The 16,517-nt window shown below is 59.4% G+C and carries 16 protein-coding genes; 5 read left to right on the top strand and 11 right to left on the bottom strand.

What is annotated here, in order from left to right; genetic code table 11:
• Window positions 1-289 precede the first annotated feature (289 nt).
• Window positions 290-1,231: an alpha/beta fold hydrolase gene (locus CEY11_RS20660; RefSeq protein WP_143322974.1), complete on the bottom strand. Its 942-nt coding sequence runs from the start codon at window positions 1,229-1,231 to the stop codon at window positions 290-292.
• A 72-nt stretch (window positions 1,232-1,303) separates the two neighbouring features.
• A complete protein-coding gene (locus CEY11_RS20655) occupies window positions 1,304-2,296 on the bottom strand; it encodes a Bug family tripartite tricarboxylate transporter substrate binding protein (protein WP_088605302.1) in 993 nt (330 codons plus the stop codon).
• Window positions 2,297-2,447: 151 nt separating this feature from the next.
• Here CEY11_RS20655 and CEY11_RS20650 point away from each other — a divergent pair, with 151 nt between their 5' ends.
• Both CEY11_RS20650 and CEY11_RS20645 read left to right on the top strand, forming a co-directional pair.
• Window positions 2,448-3,401: a LysR family transcriptional regulator gene (locus tag CEY11_RS20650; RefSeq protein WP_158215400.1), complete on the top strand. Its 954-nt coding sequence runs from the start codon at window positions 2,448-2,450 to the stop codon at window positions 3,399-3,401.
• Between the two features lie 119 nt (window positions 3,402-3,520).
• A complete protein-coding gene (locus CEY11_RS20645) occupies window positions 3,521-4,315 on the top strand; it encodes an enoyl-CoA hydratase/isomerase family protein (protein WP_088605300.1) in 795 nt (264 codons plus the stop codon).
• Between the two features lie 39 nt (window positions 4,316-4,354).
• Here CEY11_RS20645 and CEY11_RS20640 read toward each other — a convergent pair whose 3' ends face one another.
• From CEY11_RS20640 to CEY11_RS20625, 4 genes are read right to left on the bottom strand one after another with little or no spacing between them, the layout of a single operon-like run.
• Window positions 4,355-5,083 carry an amino acid ABC transporter ATP-binding protein gene (locus CEY11_RS20640; protein ID WP_088605299.1) on the bottom strand — a complete coding sequence of 243 codons (729 nt, stop codon included), beginning with the start codon at window positions 5,081-5,083 and terminating at the stop codon, window positions 4,355-4,357.
• 20 nt (window positions 5,084-5,103) lie between these two features.
• Window positions 5,104-5,916 (bottom strand): transporter substrate-binding domain-containing protein, encoded by an 813-nt coding sequence (locus tag CEY11_RS20635; RefSeq protein ID WP_088605298.1) that lies wholly within the window; start codon window positions 5,914-5,916, stop codon window positions 5,104-5,106.
• Window positions 5,917-5,920: 4 nt separating this feature from the next.
• Entirely contained in the window at window positions 5,921-6,559 is a 639-nt protein-coding gene (locus CEY11_RS20630) for an amino acid ABC transporter permease (protein WP_088605297.1), read from the bottom strand.
• Between the two features lie 19 nt (window positions 6,560-6,578).
• Complete coding sequence (locus tag CEY11_RS20625) at window positions 6,579-7,262, bottom strand: amino acid ABC transporter permease (RefSeq protein ID WP_088605296.1); 684 nt, start codon at window positions 7,260-7,262, stop codon at window positions 6,579-6,581.
• A 317-nt stretch (window positions 7,263-7,579) separates the two neighbouring features.
• Between CEY11_RS20625 and CEY11_RS20620 the strand changes: the two genes are divergently transcribed.
• Together CEY11_RS20620 and CEY11_RS20615 are read left to right on the top strand one after the other, a co-directional pair.
• The gene (locus CEY11_RS20620; RefSeq protein WP_088605295.1) at window positions 7,580-8,041 is read left to right on the top strand and encodes a MarR family winged helix-turn-helix transcriptional regulator; all 462 of its coding nucleotides are present in this window, start codon (window positions 7,580-7,582) and stop codon (window positions 8,039-8,041) included.
• Between the two features lie 5 nt (window positions 8,042-8,046).
• Window positions 8,047-9,270, top strand: a complete 1,224-nt coding sequence (locus CEY11_RS20615) for an MFS transporter (protein WP_198958950.1) — start codon at window positions 8,047-8,049, stop codon at window positions 9,268-9,270.
• Between the two features lie 121 nt (window positions 9,271-9,391).
• Here the strand turns inward: CEY11_RS20615 and CEY11_RS20610 are convergent, their stop codons facing one another.
• Window positions 9,392-10,000: a helix-turn-helix domain-containing protein gene (locus CEY11_RS20610; protein WP_088605294.1), complete on the bottom strand. Its 609-nt coding sequence runs from the start codon at window positions 9,998-10,000 to the stop codon at window positions 9,392-9,394.
• Between the two features lie 62 nt (window positions 10,001-10,062).
• Window positions 10,063-11,034 (bottom strand): Bug family tripartite tricarboxylate transporter substrate binding protein, encoded by a 972-nt coding sequence (locus CEY11_RS20605; protein ID WP_088605293.1) that lies wholly within the window; start codon window positions 11,032-11,034, stop codon window positions 10,063-10,065.
• 170 nt (window positions 11,035-11,204) lie between these two features.
• On the opposite strand from CEY11_RS20605, the gene CEY11_RS20600 reads away from it, so the two are divergent.
• Entirely contained in the window at window positions 11,205-11,936 is a 732-nt protein-coding gene (locus tag CEY11_RS20600) for an aspartate/glutamate racemase family protein (RefSeq protein WP_088605292.1), read from the top strand.
• Window positions 11,937-11,994: 58 nt separating this feature from the next.
• Here the strand turns inward: CEY11_RS20600 and CEY11_RS20595 are convergent, their stop codons facing one another.
• The 3 genes from CEY11_RS20595 to CEY11_RS20585 all read right to left on the bottom strand — a co-directional run bounded on the left by CEY11_RS20595 (window position 11,995) and on the right by CEY11_RS20585 (window position 16,326).
• Window positions 11,995-13,623, bottom strand: coding sequence for a gamma-glutamyltransferase family protein (locus CEY11_RS20595; RefSeq protein WP_158215399.1), 1,629 nt, complete (start codon window positions 13,621-13,623; stop codon window positions 11,995-11,997).
• A 215-nt stretch (window positions 13,624-13,838) separates the two neighbouring features.
• Window positions 13,839-15,329 carry an L-piperidine-6-carboxylate dehydrogenase gene (gene amaB, locus CEY11_RS20590; RefSeq protein WP_088605290.1) on the bottom strand — a complete coding sequence of 497 codons (1,491 nt, stop codon included), beginning with the start codon at window positions 15,327-15,329 and terminating at the stop codon, window positions 13,839-13,841.
• Window positions 15,330-15,429: 100 nt separating this feature from the next.
• Window positions 15,430-16,326, bottom strand: a complete 897-nt coding sequence (locus CEY11_RS20585; RefSeq protein ID WP_088605289.1) for a LysR substrate-binding domain-containing protein — start codon at window positions 16,324-16,326, stop codon at window positions 15,430-15,432.
• Between the last annotated feature and the right edge of the window lie 191 nt (window positions 16,327-16,517).

The following is a 16,517-nucleotide window of genomic DNA, read 5'->3' as shown; positions in this document are numbered from 1 at the left end:
AACGCCTTTGCGCCGATGATAGTGGACGTACGTCTGTGAAAGTAGGGCATCGTCAGGCTTTTATCCTGCTGCGCCCCGTAGAGTGTTCTCTACGGGGCGTTCGCTTTTGTGCAGCCCGCTCTCGCTGCCGGCCGCCGGCTCCCTTCTTAAGCGCCCGGCACGGGCGCGCGGCGCCTTGCCGCGCGCTGTCCGCACCTTCATCACTTCCTCATTTCTTTGCTTGCGGCCTTGCCGCCCGGCTTCGAGGCCGGCTTCTTACCATGGCAGGCTTGGTGGCTGGTTTGCGCCGCTACGGCCGAGCGCTGTCCGCGCCAGCCATTCCGTATAGCCAGTCTCGTACCTTGCCGGATATCTCCATATTGTTCTTGTCCATCATCAGCATGTGACTGTTTCCCTTGATGCCTATCTCGGGAAGGGACAGCACCTGAACGCAGGGAAATTCGGCTGCAAACTGCATGATCCGGTCGCGTATGCGTGGCCAGCGGGTGTCGGTGTCGATATAGTCGCCCAATACGATGAGCGTCGGCGTGGAATACCCCAGCTGGCGGGCCTTTTCCAGCGGCACGGAAGCGGGTTCGAGCGCCACCACGGCTGTCACGGCGTCGGGCGCTTCCATGGCCGAGCGCAAGCCGAACATGCCTCCTTGCGAATGGCAGACGATTATCGAACGGCGCCCGATACGCCGTAGCAGGGCATGATACGCGGCCATGATTTGTTCGTCGGTGTGGCTCCAGCGCGGCACCACCTGGCGCATGAATTGGGTGAATTGTCGCGCCGGAAACTGGCTGCCCGGAAAGGCGTGGCCGGCAAGGTTTTCCAGGGTCGTGTTCGTCTCGGCATGGCCGATACGAAATCTGACGAATAGGCTGGCGGCTGTCTGCGAAATGGGCGCCGGCCAGACATCGGGGATCGGGGCGTACCCCGATCTGCCGCGCTCGACGGCGTCGCAGAGATATATATCCCAGCCATCGAGCAGAAAGTCCTCGACCCAGCCGCGGCGGTCGTCGGGCGTCGTCTCCCAACACGCACCCGTAAGCCCGCCGCCATGCCAGAACAGGATAGGCGGCCGCCGCCCGTCTCCACCGAGAAAATACTGGGCATACATCTGCCCGATCACATAATCGCCATTGGGATCCATGGTCACGGGGACGCCGCCCACGGCAAGCGTGGCCTGCATGAGCGGCTTGCCCTGCAGTGATTTTGGTTCTCCGCCGACATGGAAGGAACCCATTCCCCGCAATTTAATACAGCGTTCCGTCCGAATGGCCAACCCCCAACTCCTGTCCCGGGAAAATAGATGGCTTTATTTTACGGTGATGTGATTTTGCTTGATCAGTTCCGCGATATTGTGTGTTTCTTGTTTCAGGAAGCCATCCAATGCCTGGGGAGTGCCGCCGGCCAGATCCACACCCAGGCGGTCGAGCCGTTGCTTTACCTCGGGATCTTGCAGCGCGCCGTTGAATGCCGTGTTCAGTTTATTTATGGCTGCCGGCGGAGTCCCTGCCGGTACCAACAGGCCGAACCAGGGGTTGACGACCATTTTCGGATATCCGGATTCCGCAAAAGTGGGGACATTCGGTATGGCCTTGGCCCTTTGTTTGCCCGCTACGGCAATGGCCACGAGCCGGCCTTGCTTGATGTTTGCAAGCGAGGCAGGGAGGTTGTCGAAATACATGTCGACCTGTCCTCCGAGCAGATCGCCTGCCACCTGTCCCGCGCCTTTGTAGGGAATGTGGGCAATATCTACCTTGGCTTCGCGTTTCAGCAACTCCAGCGCTATGTGCGCCGATCCGCCTATGCCTGAAGAAGCAGCGTTCAACTTGCCGGGATGCGTTTTCGCGTACTCGACGAACTGGGCGACATTCCGCGCGGGAACTTTGGGATTCACGACCAAGACACTGGGGACGGTGCCGACCAGCATGACGGGAGCGAAATCCTTGGAGATGCTGTAGGGCGCGGGCTTGTACAGTGAAGGCGCCACTGCGCAGCTGTAGGCGCACATCACCACGGTATAGCCATCGGGCTTGGTACGTGACACGTACTGCACGCCGATGTTCCCGCCGGCTCCGCCTTTGTTGTCGACGAGTATCGGCTGATGCAAGCTGGCACGCGCTTTCTCGGCCAGCACGCGGGCAATGATGTCGGGCGTACCTCCGGCAGGAAAGGGCACCACTATGGTTATGGGCCGCTGGGGAAATTCGTCTGCCGCATGGGTAGGCGGCGCAAGCAGCGAAAGTACGGCACCTATGGCAAGGGCAAGGTGCATGACGCCGCGTTTGGGATGTAGGGTCTTCATATTCCGTCTCCGCACAATTCTTGATGGTGCAAAGCATTCTAAAGACCTCTGTTATATTTTAATAATGATTTATTTGGATAATTTGCATATCAATAAAGATATAGAAAAATATCCATAAGCCATGAGAGCCGACGCCCCACCGGAATTTCCCTTGCTGCGTACTTGCAGCATATCGCTGTTACTATGCTTCGATTCGTTGATGCATACGCGCAGCGTCACCGCCACCGCAAGACAGATGAACAAGAGTCAGCCGGCAATCAGTCGTGATCTGGCCCGCTTGCGCGCTTTGCTGAAGGACGAGATTTTCGTGGTGATCAGGAAACGCCTCGTGCCCACGGAGCGTGCGCTGTCGCTGCATATGCAGATGCATGGTGCGCTGGCCGGTATGGAGCAGGCCTTGGGTGAGGGTCTGCCGTTTTTCCCAGGTGAGTTGTCCGGTGTCATAAACATAGGTGCGGCGGCGCATACCGAGCTGCTGCTGGCCGCTCCATTGACCACCATTCTGCAGCAAGAGGCCCCCCGCTTGATTGTGCGGTTCCAGCCGGTGCATGGTGATTTTTCTCCCGACGATCTTGATTCGGGACGCATGGATCTGGCCATCGGCCTGTTTCCTTCACCGCCCAGCCGATTTCCCAGTCAAGTGTTGTTCACGGACGAAAGGGTCTGCGTCGTTTCTGCCCGGCACCCGCTCAGCCGTCGCCATCGGCTTACGATGAAAGACCTGCAAGGGATGAAATGGCTGGCTTTCTCTCATATGTATGGGAAAGAGACCAACTTCGATCGGGCCCTGCAGGGCACTGGCCACGCCATGCACTTCAGCGCCTACGTATCGAGTTTTGGCACGGCCCCTTATTTCCTGCTGGAAACCGACTACGCCACTACGATGCCGCGTGTGATTGCCGAAAAACACTTGCCACATTTCGACTTGAAACTGCTGCGTCTTCCGCCCGTTCTGCGCGAAGCTCGCATAGTCATGGTCTGGAGCGCCCAGAATGACAGCCGCCGACTTCACCAGTGGCTCAGGAGCACCATCGGCGGCCTGGTTGCCCAGTTGGTGCCCTCAAAGCTGTACAGTGGGGTTCGACATGGTGACTATATCAAATGACGTCAGGCTCCTTGCAACTGCGGCAGCCGTCGGCGTTGCTGCATTTCGAAGATCGCCGGCGACATGGGCCATGCGGGGTATGCCGTAGACGCTTTGGTAGAACGTATCCAGGAGTAGCCATGAATACCAACGACGCAATATTGACGGAAGCTGTCGACGGCATCGCAATCGTACGGCTTCATCGTCCGGCGAATATGAATGCCGTCAATGCTTCGCTGCGCGCGGCTCTTACAGAGCGGCTGTCTATGCTCGATGCGAACCCCGAGGTGCAGGCAATCGTGCTGACGGGCAGCGGTGAGCGCGCCTTCTGCGCAGGCCAGGATTTGGACGAAGCCTCTACCATCGATGCGGCCGGCCTTTCCGACTGGCTGGATCGCCAGCATGCCATGTACCAGGCTGTGCGCAACGTCGGCAAGCCATTGATCGCAGCGCTGAATGGCACTGCGGCTGGCGCCGGATTCCAGATCGCATTGATGTGTGATTTGCGCGTAGCCCATGCTTCGCTGCGCATGGGGCAGCCTGAAGTCAGGGCGGGTCTGGCGAGCATCGTCGGCTCTTATCTGATGTCCTTGCAGATCGGTCATTCGCTCAATCAACAGCTGTCCTTGACCGGAGAACTCATCACCGGTGAACGAGCATACACGCTTGGACTGGTCAACGATCTGGTGCCTGCCTGCGACGTTCTGTCGCAAGCAATCGCACGTGCCCGTGCCCTGGCGGCACTACCGGGTACTGCCGTACGGGCGACCAAGCAGCGTTTCCGAGAACGCACCCAGCCCGGTTTTGAAGAGGCTTGCAGCGCCGGTGTCCGCTATCAGCTCGAATGTTATGCGAGCGGCGATCCACAGCGGGCCATGGCCGAATTTCTGTCACGTCGAACCAGGCCGGCAACGACGGGCTTTGGCAAGGGGTGACCAACTTGCCCGGCCGTGCCGCCGTTGTTTCGGGATTCTCTACAAACCGATACCCACGAATTCCTGCAGCTCTTGGGTTTCGGGGTGGTCGAGGATTTCGGGGCCGCCCGTTTCCCATACCAGGCCGTCGCGCATGTAGATGATTTTATCGGCTACTTTGCGCGCAAAGCCCATTTCGTGCGTGACGAGGATCATGGTCATGCCGCCGGCGGCCAGGCCTTCTATGACCTTGAGCACCTCGCCCGTCAGCTTGGGGTCGAGCGCCGAGGTGACTTCGTCGAACAGCATGACCCGCGGGGCCATGGCCAGAGAGCGTGCGATGGCCACGCGCTGCTGCTGGCCGCCCGATAGCTGCTCGGGGTAGCTGTCGGCTTTTTCCGACAGCCCCACCTGTGCCAGCACTTCTTGGGCGATCTGCGCGGCTTGCTTATGGCCGAGCTTGCGCACGTGCTTGAGGGCCAGCTTGATGTTTTTCTCGACCGTCAGGTGCGGAAACAGGTTATAGCTTTGGAAGACGATGCCGACGTCGCGGCGCAGCGCTTTCAGGTCGGGCGCCGAGCCTGCAAGATTATGCTCGCAAACGGTGATCTGGCCGTCGTCGATCTTTTCGAGGTAGTCGATGCAGCGCAAGGCCGTGCTTTTCCCGGAGCCGCTTTGTCCGATGATCGCGACAACTTCTCCTTTTTTTACCTCGAAACTCACGCCCTTCAGAACCTGGTTCGAGCCGAATTGCTTATGTACGTTGTCTAGACGGACGATGGTGGTCATGGCCTTGCTCTCGCTGCTATCTACTTGACGTCGGTGATCTCTTTGGGCAGATCGGTTCCGATGTCCTGCTTGTACATTTCGTTCAGTTTGCCGTTCTTCAGATTGGTCTTGATCCAGCCGTTGATCCAGTCCTTCAGGCTTTCGTCACCCTTGCGCACCCCGATGCCGAACTGGATTTGCTTGAGCACGAACTTTTGTTCCAGGTGCAGGTTGGGGTTTTTCTCGTTTATCAGTTTCACCATTTGCGGGTTTTGCGCCACGACTTTGATCTGGCCGCTGCTGACCGAGGTCAGTGTGGTGGCTTCGTCGTCGAAGCGGATGATGTGCGCAGTGGGCGGCGCTACCGCGGTGACGGCCACGTCGTTGGTAGTGCCCCGGGTTGCCGCGATGCGGTGGCCGGCCAGGTCTTGCGGCCCGCTGATCTTCATGGACTGGGGCGCGGCAATAATATTCAAGACCGCCGCGTAGGGAATGCTGAAGTCGATGACCTTGGCGCGGTCGGGCGTCTTGGCCAGGGTCGAGATGACGATGTCCGCGCGCCTGGAGGTCAGGAATGGAATGCGGTTGGGCCCGGTGGTCGGCACAATGTCCAGCGCGACCCCCATGTCTTTGGCCAGCAACTGGGCCACATGCACGTCGAAGCCGCTCGGCTTCAGTTCTTTGGTCTGGCGCCCGAATGGCGGGTTGCCCAGGTCGATGGCCACCTTGATGGCCTTGCGCGAATGAATGGTGGACAGGGTATCGGCATTTGCGGCCGAGTAGCCGCCGGCCATGACAGCCGCCGCGCAAACGGCGAAAATCGTTTTTTTCAGGTGCATCTCTGTGATCTCCATGGAGTTAGTTTCGTTTCATCTGCAATTCCATTCTTCTGCTTGCGACAGAGAGCGGATAGCAAATGACGAAGTACAGCAAAGCGGCCAGGCCGAAATATAAAAAAGGCTCGAATGTGGAATTGTTCAAGATCTTCGAGTTGTATGCCAGCTCGGCGTACCCCACGACCAGCGAGGCTATCGAGGTGTTCTTGACGATTTGCACCATGAAGCCGACGGTGGGCGGCAGGGAAATCCGCAAGGCCTGGGGCAGGATCACCAGGAACATGCGTTTGGTCTTGCCGATGCCCAGGCATTCCGCCGCCTCCCATTGGGGCTTGGGCACCGATTTGATGCAGCCTTGCCAGATATCGGCAAGGTACGCGGACGCGTACAGCGTCAGGGCCAGCACGGCGGCAAACAGCGGATCGAGCGTAATGTCGAACAGGCTGGGCCCGTAGAACGCCACGCCCATCAGAACCAGCAGCGGAATACCCTGCAGCACGGTGATGTAGGTCGAGGCGACGGCCCGAAGCAAGCCGCTGGCCGACACTTTCATCAGGCTGATGAGAAAGCCCAGCAAGCCTCCGAACAGAAATGTCAGCACGCTCAGGATTACCGTTCCCCACAGGCCGTTTATCAGGAACATGAATTGTTGGCTCGTCATGGCTTTGTATTCCTTCGCCTTACAACGGGGTGCCCAGCTTGCGCAGGCGCGGGAACAGGAATTTACCCAGCAGCGTGAACAAGAACCTTACGGCAAATGACAGCACCAGATACATCACCCCCAGGACGATGAAGACTTCGAAGTTGCGGAAGGTGAGGCTCTGGATTCTTACCGAGACGCCGAACAGCTCTTCGGTGCCGACGGCCGACAGAATGCTGGTGGCCAGCATCAGCAGGACATATTGGCTGATCAGCGACGGGTACACGCGCTCCATGGCCGGCGCCAGCACGACGTGGAAGAAGGTTTGTGCCTTGTTCAAGCCCAGGCAGTCGGCCGCTTCGAGCTGGCCTTTGTGTATCGATTCGATGCCGGCCCTCATGATCTCGGCCGTATAGGCGCTGACGTTGATCACGAGTGCGATGACCGCCCCGGCCAGAATGGGTAGATTGATGCCCACGCTGACGAGCCCGAAAATCAGGAAGTAGGCCTGGATCAACAGCGGGGTATTGCGTATGAATTCCACATAGGCCGTGGCGAGAAAACGCGCCGCCTTGTGCTGGCTCAGGCGTATGCAGGCGACCAGCGTGCCCACCGCGAAACCCAGCACGGTGGCAAAGGCGCTCAGCTTTGCCGTAGTCCAGAGCCCGTGCAGCAGCAGGTCTTTGTGTGCCAGTACGGAAGAGAAGTCGAAGGTGTAATTCATACAGGCTTCAGTGGGATCGTGAATCTTGGCCGTTGCTCAACCCCGGGCTGGCCCGGGCCGCAGGCTTTCCTGCGACAGGGCCGGCGTTGCCGCGGATACGATGAGCAAAGCTTGTGGGTTGCAAACTGGCGCGCCCGGGACTTGGTGATACATGGCAGTGTCTGGGCGAATGCTGTGTTTGCTTTGTAAAATACTAATATATTACTTGGCTGAATACGGGCTTGACCAGTAGGGGTAAACACCGATAAGGGGTTGCTGAGAGGCAGTTTTTATGTATAATTAATTAGATAGACTAACTAATTAATTGTGGCAAGCACATGCAAACATCACATGGCAGCGTGGGCGCCGAACTGCTGGACGTCGTTGCACGGCTGAACCGCTGGGTCACGCTGCACACGTCCTGGACACTGACCGTGACGCTTGCCCAGGCCCGGGTTCTGTCGCAGATAGATGGGTTGGGCACGACGCGCATCAGCGATCTCGCCCGCGCCGAGAATTGCTCCGCACCGACCATGACGACTCAGATCCGCCGCCTGGAAGAGTTGGGCCTGGTCGGCCGCCGGCCCGATCCGGACGATGCCAGGGCGTCACGGATTTCGCTCACGGATCAAGGGCGGCAAGCCCTGGCCGGTGCCCGGAAGATCCGCGCGGACATCGCCGAATCGCTGATCGATCAGCTCGATGCGGCGCAACGGCAGCGCCTGCAGGATGCCGTGCAGGCGCTTGCGGGGCTGCTGGATGTTGCCTACCGCCAAACGCCGATTCAACAGGAATTGTAGAAATCATGAATATGCTGCGCCAACCCAAGGCCGTGATGGCGGTCGCATTCGCCTGTGTCATCGCATTCATGGGTATCGGCCTGGTCGATCCGATCCTCAAGCCCATAGCCGACTCGCTCGGCGCGACGGCGTCCCAGACCGCGCTGTTGTTCACCAGCTACATGGCCGTCATGGGCCTGGCTATGCTGATCACCAGCGCCGTGTCCAGCCGCCTGGGGATAAAGCGGACGCTGCTTCTCGGCCTGGTGGTCATCATCGTAGGGGCGGGTCTTGCCGGCATGTCCGATTCCATCATGGCCATTGTCGGCTACCGCGCGGTGTGGGGCCTGGGCAATGCGCTGTTCGTCGCAACGGCACTGGCCGCCATCGTGAACGCGTCGTCCGGGTCGGTGCGCGAGGCCATCATTTTCTACGAGGCGGCGCTGGGCGTGGGCATCGCGGCGGGCCCGCTCATAGGCGGCGTGCTGGGCTCCATTTCATGGCGCGGGCCGTTCTTCGGCGTGTCTGTGCTGATGGCAATTGCCTGTGCGGTGACGGTGTTCCTGCTGCCGGAATCCGATACCAAGCCGCAGCCCAGTTCGCTGCGCGACCCTTTCAAGGCCCTCAGGCATCGCGGGCTGCTGGGGGTGGCGATCACGGCGCTGCTCTACAACTTCGGATTCTTCACGCTGCTTGCATACACCCCGTTTCCGCTCGACATGACAGCCCATCAGGTCGGACTGATTTTCTTCGGCTGGGGGCTGGCCTTGGCTTTCGCATCGGTGATCCTGGCGCCCAGGCTGCAGGCCCGTTTCGGTACGATCCCGGCTGTCGTGATTGCCCTGGTGGGTTTTGCCCTGGTGCTCGCCGCCATGGCGCTCTGGACGGACAACAAGACCGTCCTGGTGGTTTGCGTGGTGGCCGGCGGCTTCTTTCTCGGCATCAACAACACGCTCGTCACCGAAACGGTAATGCACGCCGCGCCGGTCGAAAGAGGGGTGGCTTCGGCGGCATATAGTTTCGTGCGTTTCAGCGGCGGAGCCGTGGCGCCCTGGTTGGCGGGCTACCTGGGGGAGACCGTCAATGATCATGTGCCGTACTGGGTCGGCGCCTCGGCCGTGCTGCTTGGTGTGCTGGTGCTGCTCGCTAGCCGGCGCCATCTGGCCCACATCGGCGGCCGCGCCGGCCACGATGCGCCGGCGGCCGGTAGTGCCCCGCAAGGGCCGATGGTGTCCGAAGCGGGCACGTGAAATTCAGTGCCGAGCCCAGCCCTTCCGGTCGGTAGCGGCTTCGTTCAATGCAAGCGTGATCGAGCGTGCTGCTTGCTCAACGGCGGATCCGCTCTGTAGTGAGCCCTCTCGGGTGAGTGGCTTATTGCAAGACGGTGCTGCTGACCCAAATCACTTCGGCCGGCTCTTTGCCGATACTGAGAAGCGCATGGCCCATCTGGCTGTCCAGATAGACGCTGTCACCGGGGCGCAAGCGTGCTGGATTGTAGAACTCGGAGTGGAATTCGACCTCGCCTTTGAGAACCATGAAGAATTCTTCTCCGCGATGTTTCACCAAGCCGCCGAATTCCTCCATGGATCGGGCCGTGACAATACTTCGGAAAGGCAGGAATTTCTTGAAGCTGAGGTCTGTGGCGAGTAACGAATGAATATATGAGGAGCTCCTCAGTTCAACTCCTTCGCCGGCTCTTGTGATACTGCGACGCCCGATTATCCTGGGATGTGGTATGTCTTCCAATAGGCCGGTCAAATCCAAAGACATGCCCTGGACGATGCGTTGCAGAATGTCGAAGGTCGGGGACATGATCCCGTTTTCTATCTTCGACAAGGTGGAGCTGGCGACGCCAGTCGCCTCGCTGGCGGCCTTCAAAGACCACTTGCGCAACGTACGTTCCCGGCGCAGATTGCGTCCCAGTTTGTTATGGGCGTCCGAGTCGGGCTCGTCTTTTCCTCGTCTCTTGTTGGCAGGCATACCGGTTGGTTCGCAGATGAGACTGCATATGATAGCGTACGTCTCCGAGCCCTGGTTGCCGCTCAGTTGTGCATGCGAATCCCCGCTGCCTCGATGATGTGGTGCCAATTGGCGAAATCGTTGTTGTAGTATGCCGTGAATGGCTGTCGTCCCATCCCGGCGGGAACCAGCCCCAGGCCGGCTATGCGCTTTTGAATGGCCTTGTTTTCGAGCGCGTGCATCACTTCTTTTGAAATATCGTCCGCGACAGCATCCGGCAATCCAGCCTGTCCCGCGAGCCCGATCCAGGCAATCGCTTCAAATCCCGGAACCCCTGATTCTGCGATTGTCGGTACATTCGGCATTTGCGCGAGCCGCTCCTGTGATCCAACGCCCAGGCAGCGCAACTTGCCGGCCTGCATCTGCGCCATCGCTGCCGATGGCACGATGAACATGAAATCCAACTGGCCGCCGATCAAGTCAGTTTGGGCCTGGCTCACCGCCTTGTAGGGGACGTGCGTGACTTTGATGCCGGTCTTGTCCTTGAGCTGTTCGACTGCAAGGTGGGCCGTGCTGCCCGTTCCCGGCGAGCCAAAATTGAGCTTTCCCGGTTCGCGCTTCGCCAATGCGATAAGTTGCTGCACGGTTTTCGCCGGGACGGATGGATTGACGCACAGCACCATAGGCACCATGGCAACGCGGGCGATCGGCTTCAGATCCTTCTGTGTATTGAAGGGCAGGTTGGTGTATAGATTTGCGTTGATGACTTGGTTGGTCGACAGCGCGAATAGCGTATAGCCGTCTGCTCGTGACCGCAGCACGGTCTGGGTCGCCAATATTCCGTTTGCGCCCGGCTCGTTTTTTACGATGATGGATTGGAGCCAGTCCTTGCCCAGCTTGTCAGCGATGACACGTATTAGCCCGTCGGTGGCGCTGCCCGCCGACACGGGCAACACAATTGTGACTGGCTTCGACGGATAGCCTTCAGAGGCCGCTGCACATATGCTCATTGTAGACATGGACACAGCGGCCGCTAGTGCGATGAACTTTTTCATGAGTGTCTCCTTTTCTATTTAAAATTTCCTATAGGAAATAAATGTACCTTATGTCTGAGTGAATTTCACTAGGGAATACGCTAGTTAGGCTTAGAAATCTATGTGTGAGCCAATGCAGTTAGTAGTAAAATTATTTCCAATAGGAAATTTCAGGAGGTGCTGGGATCGCCATGAGCTATGAAATCAACCGCGCAACTCGATCCTGGTATGGTGAAACCATCGGTATCTTGGTGCTCGATGCTCGATACCCCTGTGTCCCTGGCAACGTTGCCAATGCCTCTACCTTTCCGTTCCCGGTGCGCTACCAGCGTGTTGAAAATGCTTCGATCGAACGGCTTTTAACGCAGCGTGATCCCACTCTTGCTGAAGCATTCGTGGCGGCTGCATGTGAACTGGAAGCCGCGGGGGTCAAGGCGATCACCGGCGCCTGCGGTTTCATGGCGCTCTTTCAACGCCAGGTCGCGGCAGCGGTGCAAATACCGGTTTTCCTCTCCAGCCTGTCTCAAATCCCCTTCATATACGCCATTACCCGGTGTCGGGTGGGGATCATTACTGCAGATGCACAAGCGCTGACCCCTGAACATTTCAGCGTCCTGGGTATAGGCGCAGATGTCCCGACTGCTATCGGGGACATGAAAGCGAAAAAAGAGTTCCGCGAGGCCATTCTCGAAGAAAAAGGGACGCTGGACTCCAGCGTGATCGAGCAAGAGGCGGTTGCCGTTGCCATGGATCTTGTACATGGGCATCCGGATATAGGCGCGATCTTGCTGGAATGCAGCGACCTGCCTCCTTATGCGCACGCCATACAGGCTCGTACCAGACTGCCGGTGTTCGACTTCGTCACCATGATCCGATATGTGGGCAGCAGTCTCCGACATCAGAAATATTCCGGATTCATGTAGCATCCGTCGATTGGGCAAGCCCATTCTGCTGATCCTGCGTAGCCGGAAGCCGGGTGCGTCACCACGCCATCGCATAAGCTCCGCGTCGCGGGTCGGCGCCTGCATTGAGCAGGCCTTGATCCCAGTCGTTCCAGATCGCGCACACCGATCCGGCCAACCAGGAGGCTTCCGGCCAGACTTCCACGTCATATCCATAAGCCTGCATTGCCCGGCGGATCTTTTCCGGTATCCTGCTTTCAATGCATAAGCGGCCGAGCAGGACATGGTTGGGAGGAAACGAACTGGGATAACCGTATGTACCGATGCGAGGCGACTCGATCGCGCGTTGGATGGGCATCTTGAACTGCACGATGTTCAGCAGCGCCTGAAGCATTGCTTGGCACTGTATGTCGCCTCCCGGCGTACCCCAGACCAGACGAAGGCGCTTGTTTTCCAGGGCAATCGCGGGCGTAGGCGTGAGTCTGGGACGCTTGCCGGGCGCGACGCTGCAAGGATGGCCTTCTTCCAGGCGGCTTTGCATCCCTCGCGGAGAGATGGCGAGCCCCATGCCGTCGATCATGGGCGTGTTGTACATGGTGTCCGACGGGGTCGCAGAATAGGCATTCCCGAATTTGTCGACTACGCAGGCGTAGATCGTGTCGGGTGGAGGAGGAACCGGCCCGCTGCCAGCCGTGGGCTGGTTCAGGCGCTGTGAGCGGGAGCGCAGGAGGCCGGGGGCTGCGGCCCGTGGAGCGCGGCGCGGATCGATGCGCATCCGCTGGCGCGCTGCATACTCTTCGGAGAGCAGCTCTTCGGTGGGCACATCCACGAATTTGGGGTCGCCGACATATGCTTCGCGATCCGCGAACGCCAGCTCGAGCGCCTGGGCGATCAAATGTAGATATGCGGGCTGGTTGTGTCGGTATTGCGAGAGGTCGAATCCTTCGAGTATCTTGAGCGCTTCATGCAGCACGATGCCTTGGCACCACACGTCGCAACTATGTATTTGCAGGTTGTGGTACGAGGATGAAATCCCGCTGCTGACCGGAACTTCGAAATCGGCAAGATCTTCCAGGCGCATGAAACCGCCGAGCCGTTCGTGAAAGTTCGCGATGTCGCGTGCAATAGGCCCTTTGTAAAAGCAATCGTGCACGGCGCGCAACCTGGACGCCCGATCGCCGGTTGCCGCGCGTTCGGCCTCGACGAGGCGCCAGAGGGTCTTGGCCAGATTGGTCTGCCTCAGACGCGCGCCGACCGGAAGCGTGGTTCCCCCTGGGCGGAACACCGCGGCATTCTCGGGGTAGCGATCGATGTCGGCAGCATGCTGTTCCAATACATCTCGCAGTACGGGGTACATATAGAACCCGTCGCGGGCCAATTCAAAGGCGGGGGTGACGGCTTCTTCGAAGGAGATTGTTCCGAAGCGTCTGAGGGCTTCGATGTGTGTGGCCGGAGCGGCAGGAATCACTTGCTGCAGGATGCCTTCCGGAATCGTGGCGCCGCCAATCGCACGCAATTTCCCGACGTCTGTTGCTGCGGGCCAATATCCCAAGCCCTCCAGGCTGGTCACACGTCCGGTATCACGCATATAGACCAGTGTGGGCGCCACTCCGGCGAAGGACACTACGTCTGGCTGCAGAATTGACAGCGCCATTGCCGCTGTGACGCCGGCGTCCACGGCGTTGCCGCCACGATCAAGCACCCGCATTGCGGCGGCAGTCGCCAGCGCGTGGCCGGATGAGACCGCGTAATGACTGCCCGAAATCGTAGGGCGCCAGGATTCGATTGAGTTAGTCGTCATGCCAGGGGCTGTCCTATGAACCTTGCGCTTTCAATTGCAGACTTTCCACGGTGCTGTTCTTTCCTTATGTCTGTAGTTCGAGCGAGGGCTGTATCGCCGCGTCTGCCGGCTGCATCGGGTATTCAGTCGAAGTTGATTCCCTGGGCCAGCGGCAGTTCATGCGAGTAATTGATCGTGTTGGTTTGGCGGCGCATATAGGCCTTCCAGGCGTCCGAGCCCGATTCACGCCCGCCTCCCGTTTCTTTCTCGCCTCCGAAGGCGCCGCCGATCTCGGCGCCGCTGGTGCCGATGTTGACGTTCGCGATGCCGCAATCGCTGCCCAGCGCGCTTTGGAACAGCTCGGCTTCGCGTATGTCGGTGGTGAAGATGCAAGATGAAAGACCATGCGGCACGGCATTGTTCAAGGCAATGGCTTCACCAATTTCCCGATAACCGAGGATATACAGAATGGGGGCGAATGTTTCGTGACGAACCACTTCGGTCTGCCGCGGCATTTCCACGATGGCCGGTGCAACGTAATAGGCGTCGGGAAACTCGGACTGGAGCTGTCTTTCGCCGCCATATACCTTGCCGCCTTGGCTGCGCGCCTGCTCCAAAGCGTCCTGCATGGCCTCGTAGCCCGCCTTGTCGATCAACGGGCCGACCAGGCTTCCCTGCAAGGGATGGCCGATGCGCACTTTGGCGTAGGCGGACTTGAGACGCGTGACGATTTCATCTTTGACGGACTCGTGGGCGATCAGGCGGCGCAGGGTGGTGCAGCGCTGCCCCGCGGTGCCCACGGCGGCAAACAGGGTCGCCCGCACCGCCAGGGCCAGATCGGCGCTGGGTGCCAGGATCATGGCATTGTTGCCGCCCAGTTCCAGGATGCTGCGACCGAAGCGGGCCGCGACGCATTGCCCGACTTCGCGACCCATGCGAGTGCTGCCTGTCGCGCTGACGAGCGCCACGCGCGGGTCTGCCGCCAGGGCCTGCCCGGCTGCGCGATCGCCCACGGATACTTGGCTGAGCTGCGGCGGGGCATCGTCAAAACCGTGCATGGCCTGTTCCAACAATGCCTGGCTGGCCAGGGCTGTGAGAGGCGTCTTTTCCGATGGCTTCCAAATGACGGAGTTGCCGGTGACCAGCGCCAATGCTGCATTCCAGGACCAGACCGCGGCGGGGAAGTTGAAGGCGCTGATTACTCCGACCACGCCTAGCGGATGCCAGGTTTCGCGCATGTGATGTCCGGGACGCTCGGAGGCTATGGTCAGGCCGTACAACTGACGCGACAGGCCGACCGCGAAATCGCAGATATCGATCATTTCCTGGACTTCACCCTGTCCCTCCTGGGCGATCTTGCCGGTTTCCCATGAGACCAGCTCTCCCAGCGCTGCCTTGTTGCGTCGCAATACTTCGCTGAAGCGGCGTATCAGTTCTCCGCGGCGCGGTGGCGGCACGGTGCGCCAAACATCGAATGCGTCCCGTGCGCGCTCGATTTTGGCCGCTACCGTGGCCGGATCGTCCAGCGCGATGGTGCCGAGCCGGCTGCCGTCAATGGGAGTGTGGAGCGGAAACGAGCCCGACGTGTATGCGGATCGGGGCACGCCGAGGCCGCTCAGCAATTTGTCGATCATGAAAATCCTTGAATACCTTTCGCAACGAGACTGAGTGATAGTATCCCGTAGAGAAGAGCTTCGGCCAAACGACAAATATTTCTCAAATTATTCCGTCAAATCATGATCTCGAGGCAGATTGACGATGTATCCACTCGCGAAACGCCCGTAGCGGCGGGTACTCCCGCCTGTCGGAGGGCCAGGCAAGGTAGTAGCCTTCCGCACTTTCCATGGGGCTGTCGTTCGGTACCAGCAGATCGCCACGCGCAAGTTCTGCCTCGATCAGAAAGCTCGGGAGAAGCGCCACGCCAAGGCCGGATATTGCCGCTTGTGCCGCTATTGCGAATTGATCCACCAACATGCCATGCAGTTGGCCCGGCGCGATGCCATGCGCTTCGAACCAGCGTTCCCATGCGTCGGGCCGGGATACGAGGTGCAGCAAGGGGACGTGCAGCAGATCTTGGGCGTAGGCTATGGGGTGCTCTTCCAGGAATGTGGTACTGCATGCCGGCACTACCGTTTCGTGCATCAGGAAATCCAGCTCGGCGCCCGGCCAGTGCGGCAGCCCGAAGTGCACCGCGGCATCGGCCGTGTCCATATTGAAGTCGAAGGGCGCAAGGCGCGTGGTCAGGTTGATGGTGATGCCGGGATGCTCTGCCAGGAAGCGCGGCAGGCGAGGCGCGAGCCAGCGCGTTCCGAACGTGGGCAGGATGGCCAGGTTCAGCGTGCCGCCATATGGATTTGCGCGAAAGCCGAGAGTCGCCGAGGAAATCCGCTTGAGCGCCTCGGCAATTTCTTTGGCGTAGGCGGCGCCCGCATCGGTCAAGCGCACTGTTTGCCGTTCCCGTATGAACAGGGGCGAGCCCAGGATGTCTTCCAGCGCGCGAATCTGGCGGCTGACTGCGCTTTGCGTGAGTTTGATCTCGGCGGCGGCTGCTGTGAAGCTCTGCAGTCGGGCCGCTGCCTCGAAAGCCAGCAACATCGACATCGGGGGCAGGAAGCGTCTTGGCGTTAACATGGCGAGTTCATGTCAAATCAGAATGACATGATAAAGGAACATCGTTTGACTGTCTACGACGCTAGTTGCAAAAATGGCTTTATCGCTCCGTATGTCATGCGAATAACGAATGAGTGATGTCGGTCTTTGCCTGGACTCGTGAATTCCATCCATGGATGCGTCAACTGAAACCCTTTCTCGCAGGTGAGGCT

The organism is Candidimonas nitroreducens (assembly GCF_002209565.1).
GTDB lineage: Bacteria > Pseudomonadota > Gammaproteobacteria > Burkholderiales > Burkholderiaceae_B > Candidimonas > Candidimonas nitroreducens.
This window is presented reverse-complemented; position numbering and strand designations above follow the sequence as displayed.